Raw genomic sequence first — 24,344 nt, 5'->3', positions numbered from 1 at the left:
GCCCCCGGCGACCGCCTGATCCCGGCCGGCGTGGAGGCCCGCCCGGCCTCCTCCGTGCTCACGATCCCGTYCGGATGTCCGGAGAGCAGCGCGAGGCACGCGCGTCCGGGGGCCTCCGGGAGCCGGCCGGGGAATCCCCGCAGGACGAGGATGTTGAAGTGAAGGTGAACGCAGCACTTCAGGCGACGCGGTTCTCGATCCTGGACCGCTCCCTCACCCGCCGGGGGCATGACCACGCGCAGGCCCTGCGCGACACCGTGAGGTTCGCGCAGGAGGCCGAAGCCCTGGGGTACCACCGCTTCTGGGTCGCGGAGCACCACGGGGTGCCCGGGGTGGCGGGCTCGGCGCCGACCGTCCTGGCCGCCGCCGTCGCCGCCGCGACCTCGCGCATCCGGGTCGGCACCGGTGGCGTGATGCTCCCCAACCACCGGCCGCTGGTCGTCGCCGAGCAGTTCGGCGTCCTCGAATCGCTCTACCCGGGCCGTATCGACATGGGCCTTGGCCGTTCGGTCGGCTTCACCGGCGGCATCCGGCGCGCGCTCGGCCACGACAAGCGCGACGCTGAGGACTTCGGCGACCGGCTGGCCGAGCTGCTCGGCTACTTCACCGGCGACCAGAAGGCGCATCCGGGCGTGCACGCGCTTCCGGCGGAAGGTCTGCGGGTGCCCGCGTACGTGCTCGCCACGGGCGCCGGCGCGGACATCGCCGCCGAGTACGGCCTGCCGCTGGTGATCGCGGTGGCAGGCGGCCGGGAGCGCGCGCTGCAGGCGATCGCCCGCTACCGCGGGCACTTCCGGCCCTCGGCCTGGTCGTCGCGGCCGTACGTCGTCGTCGCGGCCGACATCGCGGTCGCCGAGACCGCCGAGCGTGCCCGCCGCCTGCAGATGCCCGAGGCGTGGGCGACCGCCTTCTCCCGCACCCACGGGGTCTTCCCCCCGCTCACCCCCGCCGGGGAGATCCTCTCCACGGACATGACGGACCGGGAACGCGCCCTCTTCGAGGAGGCGTTGCGGGGACGGATCCACGGCACGAGGGACGAGGTCGCGGCCGCGGTGCTGGAGCTGGTCGAGCGCAGCGGCGCCGATGAGGTGCTGGTCACGATGAACACCTTCGACCACGGCGAGCGGCTCGACTCCTACCGCCGCCTGGCCCGCCTGGCCGGTGCCGGCGCGCCCGCCCCTCCCCCGGTCACGCTCGCGTGCGCGCCCGGTCGGTGACGATGTCGCTGGTGACCTGACGGTTGACGACGCTGAGAGGCCCCAGGCCGGACAGGACCATGACGATCTGCTCGGAGAGCCCGGGCGGAGCCGACCGGGCGCTGGTGAGAGCGACGGTGGCGGCGCCCCGCAGCCGTTCCGGGCACAGGTCGGTGATGCCGGTGACGACCTGCGCCGGGACGCCGGCCGTCCCGGCGAGGCGGACGACGTGCCGGGCGTCCGGGCAGTGTGGCCCCGCGGCGATGAGCAGGAGATCACTGGCACCGGTGACGGCGGCGACGGAGCTCGCTCGGTCGGAGGCGTGGTAGCAGAAGTCGCCGGGGTCGGGACCCCGCAGGGCGGGGAAGCGGGCCCGGAGGGCGGCGACGACGGGAGTGGCCTGCTCGACGGGGATGCCGGTCTGGACCAGGTAGGAGATCGCCTCCGGATCGGCAGGCCGGAGCCGCTCCACGTCGGCGACGCTCTCCACCAGGACGGTCGATTCCGGGGCCTGGCCGAGGATGCCGGAGACCGCGGCGTCACCGGACCTGCCGATCACGACGGTGAGGTCGCCGCGTTCGGTGAAGCGCGCCACCTCGGTGTGGGCCGCGGCCACCAGGGGGCAGGTGGCGTCGATGATGGTCAGACCACGGGCGGCGGCCTCGGCGCGCAGCGCCAGGGACACGCCGTGGGCGGGAAAGACGACGCCGGCCCCCTCCGGGAGCCGGTCGAGATCGGTGACCGTGGTGACGCCCTCGCGGGCCAGGGCCCCGGTCTGGTGGGGGTCGTCGGTGACGGGGCCGTAGCTGACCACCGCCTGGCCGCCGCCGGCCGCGTCCCGGGTGATCTCCAGGGCCCGCCGGGCACCGGGACAGGCCGGCCGGGTGCCGGCCAGCAGGACGCGGCGGCTGCGCATGGCGGCCTCCCACCGCCCCATCGCATCGCCGACCGCCTCGACGGCGGCATGATCGTCGGGATGGACGGCGGCCGCGATCCCGGCGGCACGGCCGTCGCGTTCGAGGTAGGAGACGGCGAGCATGCGGCCACCGGGGGGAGCGGGCCGGTCGGCCGGGTGCGCGGTCAACGGCGCGTAGCGCACGCGCAGCCCGTCGCGGGCCAGCCCCGCGCCCAGGGCCGGCGCGGCCGGGCACTCGATCACCCCCCGGTCGGGGTGGCCGAAGGAGGAGGCGACGACCACGCCTCCCCTGGGTACCTTCTGGCAGGCGAAACGTTCCCGGATCTTGGTCCTGTTCAAGGCTGTGTCCTCGGTCGTGCCGGAGGCCGAGCCACCGGCGCCGGATTCGGGTTCGGGTTCGGGTTCCGATTCGGGTTCGGGTTCCGATTCGGGTTCGGTGCGGGCTCGCGCGGCCCGCCAGGCCATGGGTTCCCCGTGCGCGGGCCGGTACACGCGTCCGCCGCCGGTTCACATGGCCGCGGCGCGCTGCAGCACCCCTCTGGCGAGGGTGTTGCGCTGGTGGGGACGGAGCCGCGCTTTGAGCGTCACCAGGGCGGCGCGGGTCCGTCCACTGCTCAGATGGGGGTAGTCGTCGAGGAAGGTGTGCCAGGTGGCCGCGGCCTGCTCCAGATGCCCCTGGTCGAGGTAGAGCACCGCCAGGGTGGCGGAGGTGAGTGCGCGGGCCCGGCGTTCGGTGGCCGGGCGGTGACGTATGGAGGTGGTCAGGGCCTCGACGGCGGCGGGCCGGTCCTCCAGCGCGGTCAGCACCGCGGCGTGCTGGTGGGCGAGGGACGCCTGATGGTAGGCCCCCACCGTCTCCGCGCCGGTCCCCGTCGTGGCGGCGGCGTGATCCAGGTGGTGCTCGGCCGCGCGGAGATGGGTCAGCGCGGCGCGGCGCTCGCTCCGGCTCGCGGCCGCGGCGACGGCCGCCTGCCCGTGGAGGAAGGCCCGGGTGCCGGGCTCGATCCCCGCCGGGACGCCCGACAGGGCCGCTTCGGCCAGGTCGAGGGCGTGCCGGTGGTGTCCCAGGGTGTACGCCTGAACCGACAGCGCCCGCAGGGTGACCGCGTAACCGACCGCGTCGCCGTTCTCGGCCGCGAGCCTCAGGGCCGCCTGGTAGTAGCGTTGCGCGGCGCCGTGGAGCTGCTCGTCGAAGCACATGAAACCGCACAGGTATGTCAGCTCCGCGGCGATCGACAGCATCCTGTGGCGGGTGGCCGAGCTCATCCGGCACCGCAGCCACGGCACGACGTCCACGGCGAGATACCCCGACAGGGCCCGGCGGGCCTGGCCGCCGCCGAAGGCCGTGTCGGTGTAGGAGAACACCTGGGCCATCGCCGCGGCCGCCTCCACCTGCGGGGCGCCTATCCGCGGCGCCGGATCGCGGCCGCCGCCGACGGTCACCGCCGCCACCGTGGCGTCGGCCCAGCCGGGGACGGACAGCGCGGCCAGGTTGTAGACGCATTCCTCCAGCACCCGCCGCCGGCCGGGCCGGGGCCCGGCGTGCAGCTCGACCAGCCCGGCCAGGGCGTCCGCCTCCCACCAGGTCGCGCCGCCGGCATCGGCTCCGGCGGGGGCGCGGGGCTCCCGCTCCGGCCTCGCCAGGCCGATCGCGGCGGCGGTCAGGGGACGCCCGAGCCGGCGCGACAGCGCCTCGGCGACCAGATCCGGCACCGGAGGGCGCGGGCGCATGCCCGCCAGCCAGTGCGCGACCGCCGCCCGGCCGTACCCCAGTGTCACCCCCGCCTCGACGCCGAGATCGTTCACCGCGCCGGCCAGTTGCTGGCCGGTCCACCCGGTCTCGGTCAGCAGCGCCCGCAGCCGGACGTTGGGTCGGTGTCCTGTCGCCATCCGGGTCCTCTCACCCGGCGCGGCGACAATAGTCCTCCGTTCTCGGGTACGGGACCGGGCGGGCCGGCCGCCGGTGGGCGCCCGCCCTGGAACGGCCGGCCGGCTCACCGCTTCCACCTGCGGCGACGGCCGCGGACACCGCTCCCGCCGTATGGTTTCCCGCCTTTCTCCTTTCCGTCCGCCGGCGGGCCGCGGGCGCGCTCCGCGGCCTCGGTCACCGGCGTGAAACACGGCCGGCAAATGAAACCACTCCCCCGGCGCCGGGGGGTTCCGAGACGTTGCGGCGGCGGCCGTACTGGAAGTGAGCCTGCCCTTCATCGCAGGGACGCGGCGTCGGCCGCGTCCGCTCATACCGCTCAGGCGGCGCCCGGAAACCCGGAAAACAGGACAGCAGGAAAGAGGTGAGTGTGGTGACGACCGCACCAGTGCTCGGCTTCACCGACAGCACCACGCGATCGGCACATGAGGTACTGGCCGCGGCCCAGGAGCTGGCCGGACCGGCTCACCGCGGCGCGGTGGACCGCCTGCCGGAGGAGATCCGCCACATCGCCGGTTACCACGCGGGCTGGTGGGACGCCGAAGGCCGCCCGCGACAGGGCGGCGGCAAGGCGGTCCGGCCGGCGCTGGTCCTGGCGTCGGCGTGGGCGGCCGGCGGCGAGGACGCGGAGGTCGTGCGGGCGGCGGTGCCCGCGGCGGTCGCGGTGGAGTTGGTCCACGACTTCTCGCTGCTGCACGACGACATCATGGACGGCGACCTGACCCGCAGGCACCGACCTGCCGCGTGGTCGGTGTTCGGGGTCGGTGAGGCCATCCTGGCCGGCGACGTGCTGCTGACGCTCGCCCTGGACCTGCTCGCCGGGAGCCCGGCCCTGAGGGTGCTGACCGGCTCGCTGCTGCGGCTGTGCTCGGGACAGAGCGCCGACCTGGCGTTCGAGACCCGCACCGACGTCACCCTCGCCCAGTGCGTCGAGATGGCCGCGGGCAAGACCGGGGCGCTGCTGGGCTGCGCCTGCGAGATCGGTGCGCTGGCCGGCGGCGCCGGGCAGGACCGTGCCGGGCTGTTCGGGCGGTTCGGCCGTCATCTCGGACTGGCCTTCCAGCTCACAGACGACCTCCTGGGGATCTGGGGGGATCCCGCGGTCACCGGCAAACCCGTCTTCTCCGATCTGGCCGGCCGCAAGAAGTCCCTGCCGGTGGTCGCCGCCCTCACCTCGGGCACCCCCGCGGGCGAGCGGCTGGCCCAGCTGTACCACGACGACCGGATCCTGGACGAGCGGTCCCTCGCCCATGCCGCCGACCTCGTCGAGGCGGCCGGTGCCCGCGCCTGGGCACAGCGGGAGGCCGAGGCCAACCTCGCCGCCGCGCTGGCCTGCCTGCGGCAGGCCGACCCCGCCCCGGGAGCGGCCGGAGACCTCCGCCTGCTGGCCCAGCTGATCATCCGGCGGGACCGCTGACATGGCCGCCGACGACGTGCCCGCGACGACGACGCCCGCAGGCGGACCGCCCATGAACGGACCACCGGCCGACGGACCGCCCACGGACGCAGTGCCCATGAACGGACCGCCGACCGGCAGATCATCCGCGCAGGGCCCGCCCGTAGACGGCTCCGTCCGGACGGTGCTGCTGGCCTCACCCCGCTCGCTGTGCGCCGGCGTCGAGCGGGCGATCGAGACCGTGGAGCGCGTCCTGGCCGACCGCGGCGCCCCCGTCTACGTCCGCAAGCAGATCGTGCACAACGTTCACGTGGTCGCCGATCTGCGGCGGCGCGGCGCCGTCTTCGTCGAGGAGCTCGACGAGGTGCCCGACGGGGAGACGGTGGTGTTCTCCGCGCACGGCGTCTCCCCGGCGGTCCGGGCGCAGGCCGGCCGCAAGGGACTGCGGGTGGTCGACGCCACCTGCCCCCTGGTCACCAAGGTGCACGTCGAGGCCCGGCGCTTCGCGGCCCGTGGCGACACCGTCGTGCTGATCGGGCACGCCGGGCACGAGGAGGTCGAGGGCACCCTCGGCGAGGCGCCCCGGCAGAGCGTGCTGGTCCAGACCCCCGCCGAGGCGGCCGCCCTGGAGGTCGACGACCCCGCCCGGGTGTCCTATCTGACTCAGACCACCCTGGCCGTGGACGAGACCTCCGAGGTGATCGAAGCGCTGCGGGACCGGTTCCCGGCGCTCTCCGGGCCCGGCAGCGACGACATCTGCTACGCCACCACCAACCGGCAGCACGCCGTGGCGGGGATCGCCGCCGCCGCCGACCTGGTGCTGGTCGTCGGATCGGTCAACTCCTCCAACTCGGTACGGCTGGTCGAGCTCGCCCGGCGCCAGGGCACCCCGGCCTACCTGATCGACGACGCCGGCGGCATCGAACCCGGATGGCTCCGCGGGGCCCGCGTGATCGGCCTGAGCGCGGGCGCCTCGGCCCCGCACCACCTGGTGGAGGAGGTCATCGCCTTTCTCCGCGGTCTGGGGCCGCTGCGGGTCCGGGAGCACCGCCACACCACCGAAACCGTCCGCTTCGCCCCGCCTAAGGAAGTGCGTACGCCATGAGCGCTGACATCGCCGTCCCCCACGCGGCCCCGGACGCCGCCTCCGCCGCGAGAACGCCGACCGGCCTCGCCGGCACAGGCACGACGATCACGAGCGGCCTCCTCCCGCGGATCAACGGCCCCGGCGACCTGCGCCGGCTGCCACCGGACCGGCTGCCCGAACTGGCCGGTGAGATCCGCCGGTTCCTGGTTGACAAGGTCAGCGCCACGGGGGGTCATCTGGGGCCCAACCTGGGAGCGGTGGAGCTCAGCATCGCGCTGCACCGGGTGTTCGCCTCGCCCCGGGACGCGATCGTGTTCGACACCGGCCACCAGGCCTACGTACACAAGATCCTCACCGGCCGCCAGGGCGGCTTCGACCGGCTGCGCCAGGCCGGCGGCCTGTCGGGGTATCCGAGCCGGGCGGAGTCGGTCCACGACATCGTCGAGAACTCCCACGCCTCGACCGCCCTGTCCTATGCCGACGGCCTGACGAGGGCCTTCCAGCTCCGCGGCCACACGGACAGGCATGTGGTGGCGGTGATCGGGGACGGGGCGCTGACCGGCGGCCTGGCACTGGAAGCGGTGAACAACCTCGGCGCCGCGCCCGGCCGCCCCGCGATCATCGTGCTCAACGACAACGGCCGCTCCTACGCCCCCACCGTCGGCGGGCTCGCGAGCCACCTCGCCGCCCTGCGCCGGCCCGGCCGGGACTCCGGGAACCCCTCCCCCCGGCCGGACGGCCCCAACGTGTTCGAAAGCCTGGGCTTCTCCTACCTGGGGCCGGTCGACGGTCACGACATCGGCGCCCTGGAGGGAGCGCTGCGTCAGGCCCGTGCCCTGCGCCGGCCCGTGGTGGTGCACGCGGTGACGGTCAAGGGCAAGGGGTACGGCCCGGCCGAGAACGACAGGGCCGACCACATGCACGGGATCGGGGTGCTGGACCCGGCCACCGGCCGCCCGCGCGACGCGGCCGGCGCGGCGCCGCCGTCGTGGACGTCGCTGTTCGCCGACGAGATGACCGTGATCGGCGCCGAACATCCCGGCGTGGTCGCGATCACGGCGGCGATGCCGGGCCCGACCGGGCTGGCCGAGTTCGCGGCCAGGTTCCCGGACCGTTTCTTCGACGTCGGCATCGCCGAGCAGCACGCCGTCGCCTGCGCCGCGGGACTCGCCCTGAACGGCATGCATCCGATCGTGGCGATGTACGCGACCTTCTGCAACCGGGCCTTCGACCAGGCGCTGATGGACGTCGCCCTGCACCGGCTCCCCGTCACGTTCGTCCTGGACCGGGCCGGGATCACCGGACCGGACGGCCCCAGCCACCACGGCATGTGGGATCTGGTGCTGCTCGGCATGATCCCCGGACTGCGGATCGCCGCCCCCCGTGACGCGACCCGGCTGCGCGAGCTGCTCCACGAGGCCGTCGGCCATGACGGCGGGCCGACCGTGGTCCGCTATCCCAAGGCCAGCGCCGGTCCCGACATCGCGGCGACACGGCGGCTCGGCGGTCCGGACGGCGTCGACGTGCTGTCCCATACCGGCGACCAGGCCCTGCTCGTCGCCGTCGGGCCGCTCGCGGGACCGTGCGTGGCCGCCGCCGCGCAGCTCCGTCACCACGGGGTCGGTGTGACGGTGGTGGACCCGCGCTGGGTGACGCCGGTCTCCCCGGTGCTGGTCGAGCTGGCCGCCACGCACCATCTGGTGGTCACGGCGGAGGACGGCCTGCGTACCGGCGGCGTCGGCACGGCGATCGCCACCGCGTGCGCCGACGCCGGCCTGACGACGCCGGTACGCACCCTCGGCCTGCCGAGGGAGTTCGTCGGCCACGGTGAGCGCGCCCACCTGCTGGCCGCCGCCGGCCTGGACCACCGCTCGATCACCGCCTCCGTGCTGGAAGCCGTTCACCTGGGAGTCCCCGACCGCCCGGCCGATCCCGGACCCGGCCCCGCCCACGCCGGCGCGCACCCGGCCGCCTCCCGGCCGACGGCACCGGTCCCCGCACCGGCGCGCGGGGCCGGGCCGATCGGAGGATGGTCATGAGCGCCCCCGTCCTCCTGGGCATGCCCGGTACCGGCGCCCCGCCCGCGGCCTCGCGGCCCGCCTCCCCGTCCCCGGCCTCCGCCGTCCTCAGGCCGCGCCGGGTGACCCGCCGGCTCCAGGTGGGCACGGTCGCGGTGGGCGGGGACGCCCCGGTGTCGGTGCAGTCGATGACCACCACCGTCACCGCCGACGTCGGCTCCACCCTCCAGCAGATCGCCGAGCTCACCGCCGCGGGCTGCGAGATCGTCCGCGTCGCCGTACCGTCCCAGGACGACGCCGACGCCCTGCCGCAGATCGCCAGGAAATCCACCATCCCGGTGATCGCCGACATCCACTTCCAGCCCAGATACGTCTTCGCCGCCATCGATGCCGGTTGCGCCGCGGTCCGGGTCAATCCCGGCAACATCAGGGCCTTCGACGACAAGGTGGGAGAGATCGCCCGGGCGGCCGGCGCGGCCGGGATCCCGATCCGGATCGGGGTCAACGCCGGCTCCCTCGACAGGCGGCTACTGGCCAAGTACGGCAGCGCGACTCCCGAGGCGCTGGCCGAATCGGCCCTGTGGGAGTGCTCCCTGTTCGAGGAGCACGGCTTCGCCGACCTCAAGGTCTCCGTCAAGCACCACGACCCGCTGACCATGATCGCCGCCTACCGGGTGCTGGCCGCGTCCTGCGACTACCCCCTGCACCTCGGCGTCACCGAGGCCGGTCCCGCCTTCCAGGGCACCGTCAAGTCCGCCACCGCGTTCGGCGTCCTGCTGGCCGAGGGCATCGGCGACACCATCCGCGTCTCCCTGTCCGCCCCGCCGGTGGAGGAGGTCAAGGTCGGGACGCAGATCCTGCAGTCCCTCGGGCTGCGGCCGCGCCGGCTGGAGATCGTCTCCTGCCCCTCCTGCGGCCGGGCGCAGGTCGACGTCTACCGGCTCACCGACCAGGTCGCCGCCGCCTTCGACGGGTTCCCCCTGCCCCTGCGGGTGGCCGTCATGGGCTGTGTCGTCAACGGACCCGGCGAAGCCCGCGAGGCCGATCTCGGCGTCGCGAGCGGCAACGGCAAGGGCCAGATCTTCGTCCGCGGCCGGGTCGTCGCCACCGTCCCGGAATCGAAGATCATCGAAGCTCTCGTCGAGGAGGCGACGCGCCTTGCCGAGCAGGCGGAGGCGGAGGCGGAGGCCGGCGACGACGTCCCGGGGCCCTCCGGTAGCGCTCCAGACCTGTGAGCCGGATCTGAGAGCGCCAGACCTGTGAGCCGGCCCCGACAGCGCCGGCCGCCCGTCTCACCGGTACGGAGGACAGCACCGTACCGGCCCCGCAGCCCGCCGCCGGAGCCGTGAGCGCCGGCCCCGAAGCACCCCACCCCCTCGGAGGAACGGATGAGCACCACGCGTACGGCACGTCCCGCCGGAGTCTCCCCCCAGGCCCTTCTCGCCGAGATCGCCGTCGATCCCATGGGCCAGGTCACCGCCTCGGTCTACGAGACGGCCCGGCTGGTGGCGTCGGCGCCGTGGCTGAGCGGCCACCGGCGGCGGATCGAGTTCCTGACCGGTTGCCAGAACCCGGACGGCACCTGGGGAGGGCCGGGCCCCTACGTGCTGGTCCCCACCCTCAGCGCGGTCGAGGCCCTGCTCACGGTGGCGAGCGCCGCCCGGCCCGGCGAGCGGGCCGTACCAGGCCACGGCGATGTCGCGGGCGCCGCGCACCGCGGCCTGCACGCGCTGTTCGCACGGCTGGACCCCCGGTCGAGGGCCGTCCTTCCGGACACCATCGGGGCGGAGTTCCTCATCCCCTGGCTCGTCGGCGAGATCAACCAGCACCTGGACGCGCTGGAGAAGCACCCCGTCACCGGGCTGGACGCCTGGCAGGGCTCGGGGCGCCTCCACACACCCGACGGATGGGACTCCGCCCCCCTCGACCGGCTCCGCCACGCCGCCGGGCAGGGTCACCCGCTGCCCCCGAAGGTCTGGCACTCCCTGGAGGCACTGGGAGGCACCGCCGTACAGGCTCCCCAGGTGCGCCCCGTCGACGGGGCCGTGGGCTGCTCGCCGGCCGCCACCGCCGCCTGGCTGGGGGCCGGGGACGGCGACGGGGCGGGCACGGAGCGGCGGCGCGCGATCGAATACCTGCACACCGTGCAGGCCCGGCACGGCGGCCCGGTCCCGGGCGTGACGCCGATCGGCGTCTTCGAGCGGGCATGGGTGCTGTCGGCCCTGGCCGAGGCGTTCCCGGGCACCGCGCCGCCCCGTGAGCTGGGCCACAGCCTGCACGCCGCCTTCGGCGACCTCGGCGTGCCCGCCGGCGCGGGCCTGCCGCCCGATTCGGACGACACCGCCGGGGCGCTCCACGCTCTGGCGCTCATCGGCAGGCCACGGTCCCCGGAATGTCTCTGGGCCTACGAGTCCGATACGCATTTCCGCTGCTTCGCCGCCGAGCGCACCCCTTCCACCAGCACCAACGCCCACATCCTGATGGCCTTCGGAGACCACGAGGCCGGCGCGGCGGATCGGGCCCGCTACCGGCGGGCGATCGGCAAGATCTCCCGGTGGCTGCACGGGCAGCAGCGGCCCGACGGGAGCTGGATCGACAAATGGCACGCCTCCCCCTACTACGCCACGGTCTGCAGCGTCTCGGCTCTGGCCCGCCACGGGGACGCGTCATCCGCCGTGGCGCTGCGCGCGGCCACCGAATGGGTGCTCGGCACCCAGCGCCACGACGGGTCATGGGGCCTGTGGTCCGGCACGTCCGAGGAGACCGCGTACGCGATGCAGACCCTGTTGCGGGCCCCCGCACGCGACGACGGCGCGGTGCGCCACGCCGTGCTGCGCGGCGACGCCTTCCTCGCCGCGCAGGACGGCCCGGCCCGGCACGACCACGACGGACCCGACGACCACGGCGGACCCGACACACCCGACACGCCCGACGCACCCGGCGGACGCCGTGACCATGGGCGCCACGGCGGGCACGACGGCCACGGTCACCGAGGCGACGCCCGGCGGTACCCGCCCCTGTGGCACGACAAGGACCTCTACGCCCCCGTCGCGGTCGTCCGGGCCGAGACGCTGGCCGCGCGCACCCTGGCCCGGACCCGGATCCTGGAGAGGCAGTGATGGCATCCCTCGCACCCGGTGCTCTTCCCCCGGCAGGCGCGGAGGGGGTGGTGGCGTGAACCTCAACGGATACCGGTTCGCCCTGCGCACCCGGTCGTTCCTGGACGCCCACGCCGCCGACGGGACCGGCATGGTCGAGTTAGGTTCGGCGACGGAGCCGCGACTGCTGGTCTGGCACCCCGAGACCGTCGGCGAGATCTTCCGTTCCGAGCAGCAGATGGTCCTGAAGGGCAGCGACACCCTGGGACCACTGGTCGGCGCCCACTCCCTGCTCTTCGCCAACGGGCCGCGGCACGCGGCCTACCGCAAGGTCGTCGGTACGGCGTTGCGCGGGCGTCAGCTGGCCGCCTACCACGGCACCATCCGCGACGCCGTGGACGCCGCACTGGACGGGCTGGTCCCGGGCGAGGTGTTCTGCCTGCCCGAATGGACCCGCGACCTGACGCTCCGGATCATCGGGCAGATCGTGCTCGGCCACGCCGGGCACGAGACGCTCGGCCCCTTCACCAGGTGGGTGGAGTACACGCTCGGATCCCGGCCCCGTACCCTCGCCTACCGCCACCTGCGGGTGCCCGGACCGCTGCCGTCGCCGTGGCGGACCTTCCGGCGGCGCAGGACGGAGATCGTCCACAGCCTCCTGGAGGCCGCGCGTCCCGCGATGGCGGCCGCGGGACCGTCCACGCTCGCCGCACGGCTGTCCGCCGGACGCGAGCCCCTCGGCCCCGTCGGCGACGAGGAGCTCTCCGACCAGCTGGTGTCGCTGCTGTTCGCCGGCCACGAGACGACCGCGTCCGCGATCGCCTGGACCCTGTTCTGGCTGCACCGCGACGACCGCGTCCGCCACGACGTCCAGGAGGAGCTGGCCGCGACCGGCGACGACGGCTCCACCGCCGAGAGGGTCCCCCTGCTGAACGCGGTGTGCCAGGAAGCCCTGCGGATCTCTCCCCCCGCCACGGTCGCCGGCAACCGGATGCTCACCGCGGACCGGCGGATGGCCGGCCGGTCCATGCCTGCGGGCACCCGCCTCACCCCGTGCATCGCCCTGGCCCATCGCAACCCGGAGGCCTACCCGCACCCGTGGCGCTTCGATCCCGCGCGGTTCCTGGACACGCGGAGATCCGCCCAGGAGTATCTCCCCTTCGGCGGAGGGACCCGCCGGTGCCTCGGCGCGAACCTGGCCATGCTGGAGATGCGGATGGTCGTCGCGGCGGTGCTGCGCCGGCACGCTCTCCGCTGCCTCAACCCCGAGGCCGGGGTGCCGAACCTGCGGGGGCCCGCCATGGGTCCCGGGCCGCTCAGGATGGCGGTCGGCGGGTGCCCCCGGCGGGCCGGGACGGCCGCGGGCGCCTCCGTGACGAGAACCGAGGGATGAGGTGGACGCATGACCTCGCTGGCCACGCAGAGCCGGCCGATGACCCGGGGACGGGCGCTGATCCGCATCCACCGGCTCGAATACCCCTTCCCGGCGGTGTACGCGTGTCATGTGCTCTGGGGCGCCTGCTTCGCGGTGACCGACCCCCGGCAGCTGTTCACCGTGCCCGTACTGGTCACTCTCCTGGCCAACCTGCTCGCCGTCGTCTCGCAGAATCCGCTCAACGCGGCGCTGGACATCCGCGCGGACACCCACACGCGGGGGAAGGACAGCATCGCCACCGCGACCCGGCGGCTCAGCCCCGCCGTGGCCTTCCGGTGCGCCGCGATCGAGAAGACGCTGGCACTGGCGCTGGCGACCGCGGTCTCGGTGGGGCTCGGCCGCCCGGCGGTGGCGATCGGCGTGGGACTGGCGATCGTCCTGCACCTGCTCTACAACCTCGAACCCGTCCGCCTGAAGCGGCGCGGCTTCGCCAACCCCGCCTACTTCGCCCTGACCTTCGCCTTCCTGCCCTGCGTGTCGACCTACTCGGCCCTCCGCCCCGACGTCCCGGCGCCCGTCTGGCTGGTGTTCGCCGGCCTGGCGGTGCTGTTGTTCGGACGCTCGCTGTGGTGGTCCATCCCGGACCTGGCCGGAGACGCCGCCGCCGGTGACCGCCCTCCCGCCGTACGGCACGGCGCCTACCGTTCCCTGCTGGTGGCCTGCGCGGCCACGGCGGGCGCGCTCGTGCTCGCCGGGTGGGGCCTGTGGTGGCTCTACGGCCCGGTGTGGTCGCTCCTGGGCGTCGCGGCCTGCGCCGCTTTCCTCATCGACAAACTCGGCCTGCTGCCCGGCATCTCCGACGAGAACCTCCCCGACGAGAGGACGATGCGCAAACGGAGCCTGTCCATGGTCCTGGCGGCCGACCTGCTGCTGGTGGTGATCCCCCTGGTGGCCGGATGAACCGCCGCGGTCTGAATCCGGGACATGCCGAAGCCCAGGCACCGGCCCGGCCGGATACGGACGACCGCGCCCTCCGGCCTTCCGAGGGGCGTCCGTTTCGGACAGGCCGGTGTCGGCGCTGACGCCGTGACGCTCCCGGACGAGGAGCCGTTGTCCATGTCGGCCCGTCAGCCTCGCAGGTCGGACAGGTCCTCGTCACTGAGGTCGAGGTCGTTCGCCGCGAGGTTCTCCTCCAGGTGATCGAGAGAACCGGTGCCCGGAATCGCCAGCACCGACGGCGACGCCGCCAGCAGCGCGGCGATCGCGACCTGCGCTGTGGTCACGCCCAGGCGTGCCGCGACCTTGCCGAGCCGTTCGGCGTCGAGTGGGCCGCGGCCACCGCCGAGCGGGAAGTACGGCACGTACGCGATACCCGCTTCCTCGCATTCCGCGAGCAGCCCCATGTCACCGGTGTACCGGTTCTGCACCGCCGTGACGGGCGCGATCGCCCGGGCCTCGGCGAACTGGGCGGCGTCGACATTGCTGACGCCCAGGTGCCGGATCAGCCCCTCCGCCCGGAGCTCGGCCAGTACCGCGAACCGTTCGGCGATCGACTCGCCACCCGGCCCGGTCATCCCGCCCACCCGCAGGTAGACCAGGTCGAGCCGGTCCAGCCCGAGGGAGCGCAGATCCGCCTCGACCAGGCCGCGCAGCTGATCAGGCGACGCCTGCCCGCTCGGCACGCCATCCGGCCCGAGCAGCGGCCCGACCTTCGTCGCGATCACCAGGTCGTCGCGGTAGGGGGTCAATGCCGTACGGATCGACTCGTTGGCCCGCACCGCTCCCCTGCCGTAGAAGCCGGCCGTGTCGATGTGGTTCACGCCCAGCTCCACGGCGCGCCGGAGCACCGCGACGCCGCTCTCCGGGGCTCGCGGCGGGCCGTCGAAGGTGCTCATCGCCAGGCGCATCGCACCGAAGCCGAGCCGGTTGACGGTCAGGTCTCCGCCGAGGGAGAAAGTCTTGGTTGTCATAAGGCTCATGCTGGCCGCCGCCACGACGCCCGGCGAGCTCGTGGCAGTTTGCTGCCAGACTGGCGGGGTGCGGAACGAACAGGTGTTCTCCGTCCGAGGGGACGCGGAATTGATCGCGCGTGCCGGTCATCTCTTCGAGTCCGCGCGCACCGAGTTCCTGTGCGCCGCCCGGGACCTCAGGACCTGGTCGCAGCCGGAGGCCAGGTCAGCGGTCCTGAACCGGATGCGCGCCACGGGTTCCCCAGGCCTCACCTCCCGCAAGCTGCTCAGCCCGGTGGCGCTCGCCGAGGAGGAGGCCCGCGCGCACCTACGGCTGGTGCGGAGCAAGGGGGCTCTGGTCCGGATCAGCGGCTCGCCACTGCCGCACGAGACCATCCTCATCGACCGGCGGGTGATGATCCTCGCCGGCCGGGAGACCCCCACCGGCCGTGAGTACACCGTGACGACGTCGCAGATCCTGGTCGACGGCGTCCACTCGCTGTTCCGGGCGATCTGGGACAGCGCTGTTGATCTCGATACCTATCTGCGCAGCGACGTCCCCCAGCTCGATGCCGACGGCCGCATGATCCTCGAAGCCCTCGGCTCGGGGCTCACCGACGAATCGGCGGCCAAACGGCTCGGCGTCTCGCTGCGCACCTACCGGCGGCGCGTGGCCGAGCTGATGGCCAGTCTCGAGGCCGGCTCCCGCTTCCAGGCCGGGCTGCGCGCGGGCGAGCTGGGGCTGCCCCGCCGACCGCGGTGATCGCACTCCTCCAGCGGTCCGCGCACCTCGCGACCGACCGTCGCGTCACCCCCCGGAGAACTTCCGGAGCCGGCCACCAGGACCGTGAACCGGGCATGCGCCGGGAAGTACGGCGCCGCGGAGAAGCCGGGGGGACCCCGCGCTCAAAGGGGGCTCCGCGGGGCCTCCGGGGCGGCCCCCTCCAGGCGGACGATCTGGAAACCGGCCATGGCGAGCACGGCGGGCAGATGGCGTATGACGTTGCGATCCTTCTCCTTGGCCGATTCGTGGAGGCGGGCCCAGTCCTCCATGTCGGGGTGGAGCTTGCGGACGGTGTCGCGGGAGGGGCCGTGGGCCCAGCCCTCCGCGGCGCGCTCGTCCATCCAGCGCCGGTGCTCCATGGCGGCGAGCCGCTCGATCTCCGCTTCGGTGAAGGCGAACCCGAGTCCGGGGTCCACCCGTGAGGCGAGGACGGCCCCGACGGCCTTGAGCTTGCGGCCGATGTCCTGCGCCTGGCCGCGATTGGCCCTCTTCAGGCTCTCGGGCAGCTTCGGCCAGGCGACCAGCGAGTCGTTGGTCTCCGGCGACTCTCCGCTCGTGAGGCAGTCGTAGACGTAGTTCTCATGGATGGTCCGCGCCAGCTGCTCGATGAGGTCCTCGGCGATCAGACGCGGATCACCGGCCTCCTCGGTGACGGCGAACACCCGCAGGAGGCCGGCCAGGTCCTCCAGGAGGCTCACTCCCTGGAAGGCCTGGTCGAACATGCCCTGCCGTTCGACCCGGATCACGAGCGAGCGCGGCGACCTGGTCCACAGCCGCAGGGTGGTCAGCGCGGTCTTCAGGGCCAGGTCCTCGTCGCGGTAGCACACGTACACCCGCTGCGGCACGTCGGCGGGGATGTGTCCGCCGGAGTCGAGCAGACGGGGGTGGACGGTCGTGAGGTCGAGGACGGAGTCGATGAACTCGCACCTCCGGCGTATGGCGGACAGCGCCGCGTCGGCGTCCGCGTCGATGACGGTTACCGGCAGTCTCGGCTGGGACTGCGGAGACCGTAGCCGCCACCGCCGGGCCAGCCCGACGAGCAGCGCGCTGCCGAAGCCGTCGAGGCCGACAAGCGTGACGGGCAGGCATTCGTCGATGGGATCGCGGTCCAGCAGCACCCGGGCGGCGAGTTCGTCGAGGTTGAAGAAGTCCAGCCGGAGGCCGGGCGGATCCACCACGCCCAGCCGCCGGGCGCGCAGGGCCGCGCAGAGGTCGGGGTCGGAGATGAGGACGTAGGCCGCCAGCGGGCCGGCCGCGGACCGCCTGACCCTGTGGGCGGCCAGGGCGATCCCCGTGTTCGTGGAGCTGTCCTGCTCGCAGGCGTAGAGCACCTCGGCCCTGCCGACTCCCGCCGCCTTGAGCACGGCGGGAGTGCGGGCGTCGCCGACCACCTGGAGCACGCGAGGGTCGTCCAGGACGGTGACGTGGGTGGAGGTGACCACCACGACGTCACGCCCGGCGGCGCGCAGCTTCTCGACCAGCCCCCGGGCCATCGGCCCCTCCCCGCAGATCACGGCGTGCCGCCGTGCCTCCCGCGCCCGGATCCGCCGGATCTCGGTGGTGAGCATGAGCCGCGCCGCCTCGATCAGGGCGTAGACCGTCACGGCGGGCGCGATGAACCTGGCCAGTTCCAGCGTCCACGGCAGCGGGGTCATGCCGTCGAAAGGGGTGGGATCGAGAACGAACAGCTGGAGATCGTAATAGACGATGTCCAGCGGCGAGCGCGCGAACTCCGGCCGGGAGACCAGATAGGTCCGCATGCCGACGTAGCCCAGGACGAAAGCCGCTACCGCCAGGAAGATGAACGCGATTCGGAGCCGGAAGGCGGCGAACGGTGTCTTCACTCATGCCTCACTCATGGCGATATGGAAATGTGGGTAATCGTCTTAACAGCCCCGAGCCGGTAATGATCGACCCTCTCCACACTAATGGGAGGGTCCGGCGGGCGACGTGGATATGGAAGAGCGGGGTCCGGAGATCGCGACCTGGCCGCCGGATGGCCGGAAGGGGCCGGCGGGTGGCCTCCGGGGGCCGTGGGCTCCGGCCCCTCGGCCCGGAGTCCCGGTGACCGCCCGACCGGTCGGTACGGCGAGCGCGTCGAGGCGGCCGGCGACAGCCCGGCCCCGGACCGGATGCCGCCAGCATCGGCCCAGGTGAAACGGGGTAAGAGCCCTTCACTGGACTCGATATCGGGTCAAGCCGGTCCGCTGGGGTCTGCGGAGAGGATGCGCCATGGCCATATTTCGGTCGGGATCGGGCGTACTGCGCCGTAAACCCATCGAACACATCGAGGAACCGGAGGGCGGCAGCAGCGAGCAGCTCACCCGCGTGCTGGGGCTCTGGCAGCTCACCGCGATCGGGGTGGGCGGCATCATCGGCGCGGGCATCTTCACGCTCGCGGGCACGGTCGCCAACGGCACGGCCGGTCCCGCGGTCGTGGTGTCGTTCCTGATCGCCGGGATCGCGAGCGCGGCGGCGGCACTGTCCTACGCGGAGTTCGCGGGCCTCATCCCGAAAGCGGGGTCGGCCTACACCTACGGCTACGCGGTCCTCGGCGAGCTGCCGGGCTGGTTCATCGGCTGGGACCTGCTGCTGGAGTACACCGCGATCGTCGCGGTCGTCGCCATCGGCATCTCCGGCTACTTCTCGTTCCTGATCAGCGACCTGGGCGCGCAGGTGCCCGCGTGGATGCTGGGGGCGCCGGGGACGGGGGAAGGGCACCGGGTCGACCTGTTCGCCGCCATACTGTGCCTGCTCATCGCGTATCTGCTGAACCTCGGCATGAAGAGCGCGGCCCGGTTCGAGACGGCCGTCGTCGGGCTGAAGGTCGCCGTGGTGCTGATGGTCATCATCGTCGGCTTCTTCTACGTCAACTCCGCCAACTACGTCCCGTTCTTCCCCTACGGCATCGGCGGCGCCATAACCGGGGCGGCCACGGTCTTCTTCGCCGTCTTCGGCTACGACGCCATGAGCACGGCGGCGGAGGAGTCCAAGGACTCCCAGCGCCACATGCCGAAGGCGATCGTGTACTCGCTCGCCATCTCGATGGTCCTGTACGTGCTGGCCTGCCTGGTGCTGACGGGCATGCAGAAATACACGGAGATCGACAAGGAGAGCGGCTTCTCCACGGCGTTCAAGTCCGTGGGCCTGAGCCGCCTGGCCGACGTGATCGCGGTCGGGGCGATCGTCGGCATCCTCACCGTGATGTTCACCTTCATGCTCGGGGTGAGCCGTGTCTGGTTCTCGATGAGCCGCGACGGGCTGCTGCCCAAGTGGTTCGCCAAGACGCACCCGACGCGGCACGTGCCGACGCGCGTGACGTGGATCGTCGGCATCGCCTCGGCGTTCATCGCCGGGTTCCTCCCCATCCGGGAGGCCGCGGAGCTGACCAACATCGGCATCCTGCTCGCCTTCGCGGTCGTGTGCACGGCGGTGATCGTGCTGCGCTACCGGCAGCCCGACCTGCCGCGGACCTTTCGCTGCCCCGGAATGCCGCTGGTGCCCGCGATCGGCGTCGTCTTCTCGCTCTGGCTGATCACCTTCCTGCAGTGGCAGACGTGGGTGCGCTTCCTGGTGTGGTTCCTGATCGGCCTGGTCATCTACTTCGGATACTCCTACCGGCACTCCGAGCTGGCCAGGGGACAGGCCGCGCACGAGGGCGGGGTCCCGCCGGACGGACGCTGACCGCGCCGCCACCCGCCTTCCGGGCCGCCTCCCCGGCCCGCCGGACCGGGAAGGCGGAGGCGGGAGTCCGTCAGAAGAGTCCTGTGGAGACGCCGGCCGTGAAGGAGACCATGCCGTCCGGGGTGCGGACCCGCACGTTCCCACCGGAACAGGAGATCTCCGGGTCGGCGGCCCCCGGCACGACCACGGTCAGCAGGGCGCCCGCCGCCGGGGAGACCACCGTCGGAACCCTGATCCTCTTCAGGTAACCGGGCGAGATCTCCCCGGACCGGACCGACTGGCCGCCGATCGGCCTGCACGCGGGCATCTCCAGCTGGATCAGCGACGCCCGCCAGCGTCCGTCGGCCAGCACCACCCTGCCGTCCCCGGCGGCGGTCGCGCTGAGCGCGGGGCCGAGGTGCCACAGCGGGCGTACCTGCCGCCCCGGCGGGACCGCGTCCAGTACGGCCATCAGATCCGTGCCGTGCTCGACCAGCACGGACCGGGTACGGGTGAGGCCGTAGGCCTCGTCGGCGAGCCGGAAGGACTGGCGCGTACGGCCGGCGGTCTCCCCCAGCAGGCGTGCCGCCGTACCTTCCCGGAAGTCCGCGCCGACCACGACGGGAACGTTGTGAGCCTGCGGCGAGAGCGTCCACCGCTGGTAGGGCGTCTTCTCGTAGGAGTGGAAGCCCGCCTCCACCAGGATGTCGCGCCGTCGCGCGTGGTAGGTCACGCCGAGGTGGTCCTCGTGCCCGTGGAGCGCGCGCCCGGGACCGAACCTGATCGAGTAGTAGGCCGAGTCCGCGTCGTTCCAGGCGGTCCTGCCGAAGACGTAGCCGCCCGTGAACACCTTCACGGTGTCCTCTCCCGGGGAGATCCCCTTGGGGCGCAGGTCGGCGGGGCTGTCGCCGATGGGCGCCAGGCGGCCGTCGGGCTGGGTGGCGTGGGCGATGTAGTCCTCCAGCGACCGCCACCGCCGGGTGAGCTCGGCGGGCATGCCGGCCCCGCAGTCCTTGATCTCGTCCATCGCGACGCGCATCCGCTGGTGGACGTAGAGCCCGTAGCGCGGGGCCTGCTCGCGCAGCACTCCCTGCGCGTCGATGGCGAGCTCGGCCGAGGCGGTCATCCGGCGCAGCGCCAGCGCCGTCCACTTCTGCTCGCCGAAGCGGCAGCCGATGCCCAGCAGCGCGATGTCCTGGTCCAGGCCGTGGTTGTGGCCGCCCTTGTAGAGGGCGGCGTCGGCCAGCATCTCGGCGTGCTCGGCCAGGCTGGCGGCCAGCCAGTCGTCCTTGACGTGAGCGCTGAGGCAGACCAGGGCCGGGGCGCGGAGCGCGACCGGATGCTCGGCCCAGGCCCACGGGCTGATGCCGGCCTTCCCGCGTAGGTTGTCGCGCACCCAGTCCCTGGCGATCTCGACCGCCCGGTCGAGGTATTCGCGCCGCCCGTTGGCCTCGTAGTCCACGACCAGCCGTCCCATCCACCGCAGGGTGTGCAGGTTCAGCGCCCACGAGCGGTTCCGGTAGGGGTCGGCACGCCAGTCGACGTCCTTGCCCAGTTCCACCGGGGGCAGGCCGACGAAGGCGACCCGCCCTCTCATCGCGTCGGTCCCCGTCACGGTGGAGAACTGGCCGGGCCGGCAGGTGACCGTGCCCCGGCTGTCGGCCAGGGAGAGCTCGACCGGCCCGCAGGCCAGAAGGGTCAGGAAGGTCAGGGCGAGTGCGCCCGGCCCGATGATCCCTCGTTTTTTATCAAGCAAGTGATTGCTCCACTAGAAGGCGCGAGCGGCCCCAGCGCGCTCGCGACATGGAAGGACACGATCTCCCCGTGGGCGAGGCCCCTCGCCCACCGGGAGGTTTCAGGGAGCTCCGGAGAGCCCCGCCGGACCGGCGTCCCGGGCCGGCGACCCGTTCACGGCAGGGGGCGCAGGCCCCTCGGAGCCGGCGTCCGCGGGTCCCGGCACGGGCCGTGGCGCCGCACGGGAGCGCTCGGCGACCCGCACGGGAGCCGCCGGATGCCGCCGCCCCCGGCGACCGCCGCGCGCCCGGCCGACGTTCTGATCATGAACCGTTAGATGCGCGACATCCCGGGGTTGTTCTCCATCGGCACGTCTTTTCACGGCGGGATCGGGTACTGCCGGATTTTCCCGGCGGGACCGGGGGCGCCGGACGGCGGGGAACGCGTGACCGCCGACGTCCGCCCGCCCGCCCGCGGCGCTGCGCGGCGAATCCCAGACTTGAGAAATAGAACCCCCTAGGGGTATGTTACGGTCATAGACATACCCCACAGGGGTACATCTGAGAGGAGAAACCCATGTGCACGGCATGTGCGTGCGGCACCCAGGACAGCGCCTCCGCCCAGGTGGAGATCACTGAAGGCAGGGCCTACACGGTCAGCGGGATGACCTGCGGCCACTGCGTCTCGTCGGTCTCCACCGAGATCGGCGGCGTCGGCGGAGTGACCGGCGTCCAGGTCGACCTGGCCACCGGCCTGGTCACGGTCAGCGGGGCGGGCTTCTCCGACGAGGAGATCCGCGCGGCGGTGGACCGGGCGGGTTACGCGCTGGCGGACACCTCACCGGTCAGCGTGTCCTGAAAACCAGCTTGTCCTGAGAACAAGTGGTGGGCGTGCATTGGCGTGCACGCCCACCGCGGGGCCGGTCCGACTCGAATCACACCAATCCCCCACCACGCATCCTGCCACCCGGCGGGACGCGAGAAACCAGGAGTGCGGCATGAACGCCGTCAATCCACGTAGGTGGCAGGCACTCGTCGTGCTCGCCGCCGCGCAGTTCATGGTCATCATGGACACCTCCATCATCGGCGTCGCCCTGCCGGACATGCAGCGCGACCTCGGCTTCTCCCAGGGCGACCTGCAGTGGGTCTTCAACGCCTACGTCATCGCCTTCGGCGGCCTGCTGCTGCTCGGCGGGCGGCTGTCGGACCTGTTCGGCGCCCGCAAGGTCTTCACCACCGGCTGGATCATCTTGATCGCCGGCTCGATCGTCGCCGCCGCCGCGGGCAACGTCTGGATCGAGATCGGCGGCCGCGCCGTCCAGGGCGTCGGCGGGGCGCTCATCGCCCCCGCCTCGATGACCCTGCTCATGATGCTCTTCGGCCACAACCCCCGCGAACTGGGCAAGGCCATGGCCCTGTACGGCGCCGCCGCGCCCGCCGGCGGCACCGCCGGAGTGTTCCTCGGCGGCGTCATCACCGAGTATCTGAGCTGGCCGTGGGTCTTCATCGTCTACGTCCCGATCGGCCTGGCCACCCTGGCCGCCGTCCCCGCCCTGCTCCCCTCCGTCCAGGGCCGGCGCGGCTCGGTCGACGTACTCGGCGCGGTCTCGGTCACCGCGGGGATCGCCCTGGCGGTCTACGCCATCGTCCAGGCCCCCGGGCAGGGCTGGAGTTCACCGGCCACGCTGCTGGAACTGGCCGGGGCGGTTGCGCTGCTGGCGCTGTTCCTGGTGATCCAGCGCACCGTCCGCGAGCCCCTCATGCCCCTGGGCATCTGGCGCACTCCCGGCCTGGCCACGGCCAACCTGGCGATGGCGTTGCTGGGGGCGGCCTGGATCCCGATGTGGTACTTCCTCAACCTCTACCTGCAGCAGGTCCTGGGCTACGGCGCCTTCGCCAGCGGGGCGGCGCTGCTGCCGATGACCATCGCGATCATGATCTTCATGATCGGTGTCACCGCCCGGCTGCTCGGCCGTTTCGGCGCCAAGCCGCTCATCGTCGTCGGCCTGGCGATCCTGGCGCTGGGCGTCGCGGGGCTGTCCCTGGTGCGGCCGGACGGGGCGTTCGCCTCCGACGTGCTGCCCGCGTCGCTGGTCGCGGCGGTCGGCATGTCGCTGGCCTACATCCCGGCGATGATGACGGCCATGTCGGGGGCGCGGCCGGAGGAGAGCGGTCTGGCCTCGGGCATCGTCAACACCACCTACCAGGTCGGCTCGGCCCTCGGCCTGGCGGTCATGACCGCGATCGCCACCTCCCGGGGCGCCGCCGAGTTGGGAGATCTCCCCAAGCTGACCGACGGCTTCCAGGGCGCCTTCATCGGGGCCGGAGCGGTGGCGGCGCTGGGCGCCGTGCTCACCCTGCTGCTCATGCGCGGGCGCCGGGCGGCCTCCCAGTCGGACGCAGGCACCCGAGCGGAGTCACTCGGCGCGTAGGGAGCCGGGGTTGCTCCCGAACGGTACCCCCCACCCCTACCGGAATACCTTAGGGGGGTACCGTGTTGTTACGGATGAACCGATGAGACAAGAGTGACCGGAGGCGGGGAAATGGCCGGATACAGCGACACCAAGCAGGACCATCTGCGGCGGCTGCGCCGGATCGAGGGCCAGGCACGCGGGCTGCAGCGCATGGTCGAGGAGGACAAGTACTGCATCGACATCCTCACCCAGGTGTCGGCGGCCAACCGGGCCCTGCAGTCCTTCGCCATCGCCCTCCTGGAGGAGCACCTGGCGCACTGCCTGGCCGAGGCCACCGCCAAGGGCGGCCCTGAGGCCGAGGCCAAGGTCAAGGAAGCCTCCGACGCCATCGCCCGTCTCGTCCGTTCCTGACCGACTTACAGATCCATACATAAGAGGAGTGATCGTCATGAGCACCACCACATACACCGTCAAGGGCATGACCTGCGGCCACTGCGTCAGCTCGGTCACCGAAGAGGTCAGCGCCGTCCCCGGCGTCACCGGCGTCGAGGTGGACCTGGCCACCGGCCTGCTCACCGTCGACGGCGAGGGCTCCGCCGACGCCGCCGCGATCACGGCCGCCGTCGAGGAGGCCGGGTACGAAGTGGTGACCCCGTCGTGAACGCACCCGCCAAGCTCGGAGCCTACGTCCTCGGACTCGCCGTGATCTTCGGTGGAGCGCTGGGAGCCGGCAGTGCCGTGGGCTCCGTCAGCCCCCCGCCCGCAGCGGACGGCCACCAGGCCTCCAC

General features: G+C 73.0%; 19 protein-coding genes. 14 read left to right on the top strand and 5 right to left on the bottom strand.

The genetic code is table 11. The features are described from left to right. The first annotated feature begins 158 nt into the window (after positions 1-158). Positions 159-1,217, top strand: a complete 1,059-nt coding sequence (locus CA984_RS26685) for an MsnO8 family LLM class oxidoreductase (RefSeq protein ID WP_242676186.1) — start codon at positions 159-161, stop codon at positions 1,215-1,217. On the opposite strand, the gene CA984_RS26680 is transcribed toward CA984_RS26685, so the two are convergent. Both CA984_RS26680 and CA984_RS26675 read right to left on the bottom strand, forming a co-directional pair. Continuing rightward, positions 1,189-2,451 carry a 4-hydroxy-3-methylbut-2-enyl diphosphate reductase gene (locus CA984_RS26680; protein ID WP_165781418.1) on the bottom strand — a complete coding sequence of 421 codons (1,263 nt, stop codon included), beginning with the start codon at positions 2,449-2,451 and terminating at the stop codon, positions 1,189-1,191. The two genes, CA984_RS26685 and CA984_RS26680, sit on opposite strands and share 29 nt — an antisense overlap. 168 nt (positions 2,452-2,619) lie before the next feature. Continuing rightward, positions 2,620-4,002: an NsdA family TPR-like regulatory protein gene (locus CA984_RS26675; RefSeq protein ID WP_086576289.1), complete on the bottom strand. Its 1,383-nt coding sequence runs from the start codon at positions 4,000-4,002 to the stop codon at positions 2,620-2,622. Positions 4,003-4,403: 401 nt separating this feature from the next. Between CA984_RS26675 and CA984_RS26670 the strand changes: the two genes are divergently transcribed. The 7 genes from CA984_RS26670 (at position 4,404) to CA984_RS26640 (ending at position 13,973) form a co-directional block, all read left to right on the top strand. Beyond that, entirely contained in the window at positions 4,404-5,456 is a 1,053-nt protein-coding gene (locus CA984_RS26670) for a polyprenyl synthetase family protein (protein ID WP_086576288.1), read from the top strand. A 163-nt stretch (positions 5,457-5,619) separates the two neighbouring features. Then, a complete protein-coding gene (gene ispH / locus CA984_RS26665) occupies positions 5,620-6,540 on the top strand; it encodes a 4-hydroxy-3-methylbut-2-enyl diphosphate reductase (RefSeq protein WP_242676185.1) in 921 nt (306 codons plus the stop codon). Continuing rightward, positions 6,537-8,561 carry a 1-deoxy-D-xylulose-5-phosphate synthase gene (locus CA984_RS26660; protein WP_086576287.1) on the top strand — a complete coding sequence of 675 codons (2,025 nt, stop codon included), beginning with the start codon at positions 6,537-6,539 and terminating at the stop codon, positions 8,559-8,561. Before ispH ends, CA984_RS26660 begins: the two co-directional genes overlap by 4 nt. Then, positions 8,558-9,775, top strand: a complete 1,218-nt coding sequence (gene ispG, locus CA984_RS26655) for a flavodoxin-dependent (E)-4-hydroxy-3-methylbut-2-enyl-diphosphate synthase (protein WP_086576286.1) — start codon at positions 8,558-8,560, stop codon at positions 9,773-9,775. The genes CA984_RS26660 and ispG overlap by 4 nt, the downstream gene beginning before the upstream one ends. 153 nt (positions 9,776-9,928) lie before the next feature. Beyond that, entirely contained in the window at positions 9,929-11,659 is a 1,731-nt protein-coding gene (locus CA984_RS26650) for a prenyltransferase/squalene oxidase repeat-containing protein (protein WP_086576285.1), read from the top strand. A gap of 55 nt (positions 11,660-11,714) precedes the next feature. Further along, positions 11,715-13,031, top strand: coding sequence for a cytochrome P450 (locus CA984_RS26645; RefSeq protein ID WP_086576284.1), 1,317 nt, complete (start codon positions 11,715-11,717; stop codon positions 13,029-13,031). A gap of 9 nt (positions 13,032-13,040) precedes the next feature. Beyond that, positions 13,041-13,973 carry a UbiA prenyltransferase family protein gene (locus CA984_RS26640; protein WP_086576283.1) on the top strand — a complete coding sequence of 311 codons (933 nt, stop codon included), beginning with the start codon at positions 13,041-13,043 and terminating at the stop codon, positions 13,971-13,973. Positions 13,974-14,140: 167 nt separating this feature from the next. Here CA984_RS26640 and CA984_RS26635 read toward each other — a convergent pair whose 3' ends face one another. Continuing rightward, positions 14,141-14,983, bottom strand: coding sequence for an oxidoreductase (locus CA984_RS26635; protein ID WP_086576282.1), 843 nt, complete (start codon positions 14,981-14,983; stop codon positions 14,141-14,143). Between CA984_RS26635 and CA984_RS26630 the strand changes: the two genes are divergently transcribed. Further along, on the top strand, positions 14,973-15,725 hold the full coding sequence (locus CA984_RS26630) for a helix-turn-helix domain-containing protein (protein ID WP_242676184.1): 753 nt from the start codon (positions 14,973-14,975) through the stop codon (positions 15,723-15,725). The two genes, CA984_RS26635 and CA984_RS26630, sit on opposite strands and share 11 nt — an antisense overlap. A 143-nt stretch (positions 15,726-15,868) precedes the next feature. On the opposite strand, the gene CA984_RS26625 is transcribed toward CA984_RS26630, so the two are convergent. After that, entirely contained in the window at positions 15,869-17,590 is a 1,722-nt protein-coding gene (locus CA984_RS26625; RefSeq protein ID WP_086576280.1) for a RyR domain-containing protein, read from the bottom strand. 388 nt (positions 17,591-17,978) lie between these two features. On the opposite strand from CA984_RS26625, the gene CA984_RS26620 reads away from it, so the two are divergent. Further along, positions 17,979-19,430, top strand: coding sequence for an amino acid permease (locus CA984_RS26620; RefSeq protein ID WP_086576279.1), 1,452 nt, complete (start codon positions 17,979-17,981; stop codon positions 19,428-19,430). Positions 19,431-19,500: 70 nt separating this feature from the next. Here CA984_RS26620 and CA984_RS26615 read toward each other — a convergent pair whose 3' ends face one another. Next, entirely contained in the window at positions 19,501-21,165 is a 1,665-nt protein-coding gene (locus CA984_RS26615) for a heparinase II/III family protein (protein WP_086576278.1), read from the bottom strand. Positions 21,166-21,719: 554 nt separating this feature from the next. Between CA984_RS26615 and CA984_RS26610 the strand changes: the two genes are divergently transcribed. From CA984_RS26610 to CA984_RS26595, 4 genes are all read left to right on the top strand, one after another. Beyond that, complete coding sequence (locus CA984_RS26610; RefSeq protein WP_086576277.1) at positions 21,720-22,001, top strand: heavy-metal-associated domain-containing protein; 282 nt, start codon at positions 21,720-21,722, stop codon at positions 21,999-22,001. Positions 22,002-22,140: 139 nt separating this feature from the next. After that, on the top strand, positions 22,141-23,574 hold the full coding sequence (locus tag CA984_RS26605; protein WP_086576276.1) for an MFS transporter: 1,434 nt from the start codon (positions 22,141-22,143) through the stop codon (positions 23,572-23,574). A gap of 111 nt (positions 23,575-23,685) precedes the next feature. After that, the gene (locus tag CA984_RS26600; RefSeq protein ID WP_086576275.1) at positions 23,686-23,967 is read left to right on the top strand and encodes a metal-sensitive transcriptional regulator; all 282 of its coding nucleotides are present in this window, start codon (positions 23,686-23,688) and stop codon (positions 23,965-23,967) included. A 37-nt stretch (positions 23,968-24,004) separates the two neighbouring features. Then, positions 24,005-24,217, top strand: coding sequence for a heavy-metal-associated domain-containing protein (locus tag CA984_RS26595; protein WP_086576274.1), 213 nt, complete (start codon positions 24,005-24,007; stop codon positions 24,215-24,217). Positions 24,218-24,344: the final 127 nt, after the last annotated feature.

This window comes from Streptosporangium minutum (genome assembly GCF_002149035.1).
In the GTDB taxonomy this organism is placed as follows: Bacteria; Actinomycetota; Actinomycetes; order Streptosporangiales; family Streptosporangiaceae; genus Streptosporangium; species Streptosporangium minutum.
Note: the sequence above shows the minus strand (reverse complement) of the source record. Positions and strands in the feature narration are given on the sequence as shown.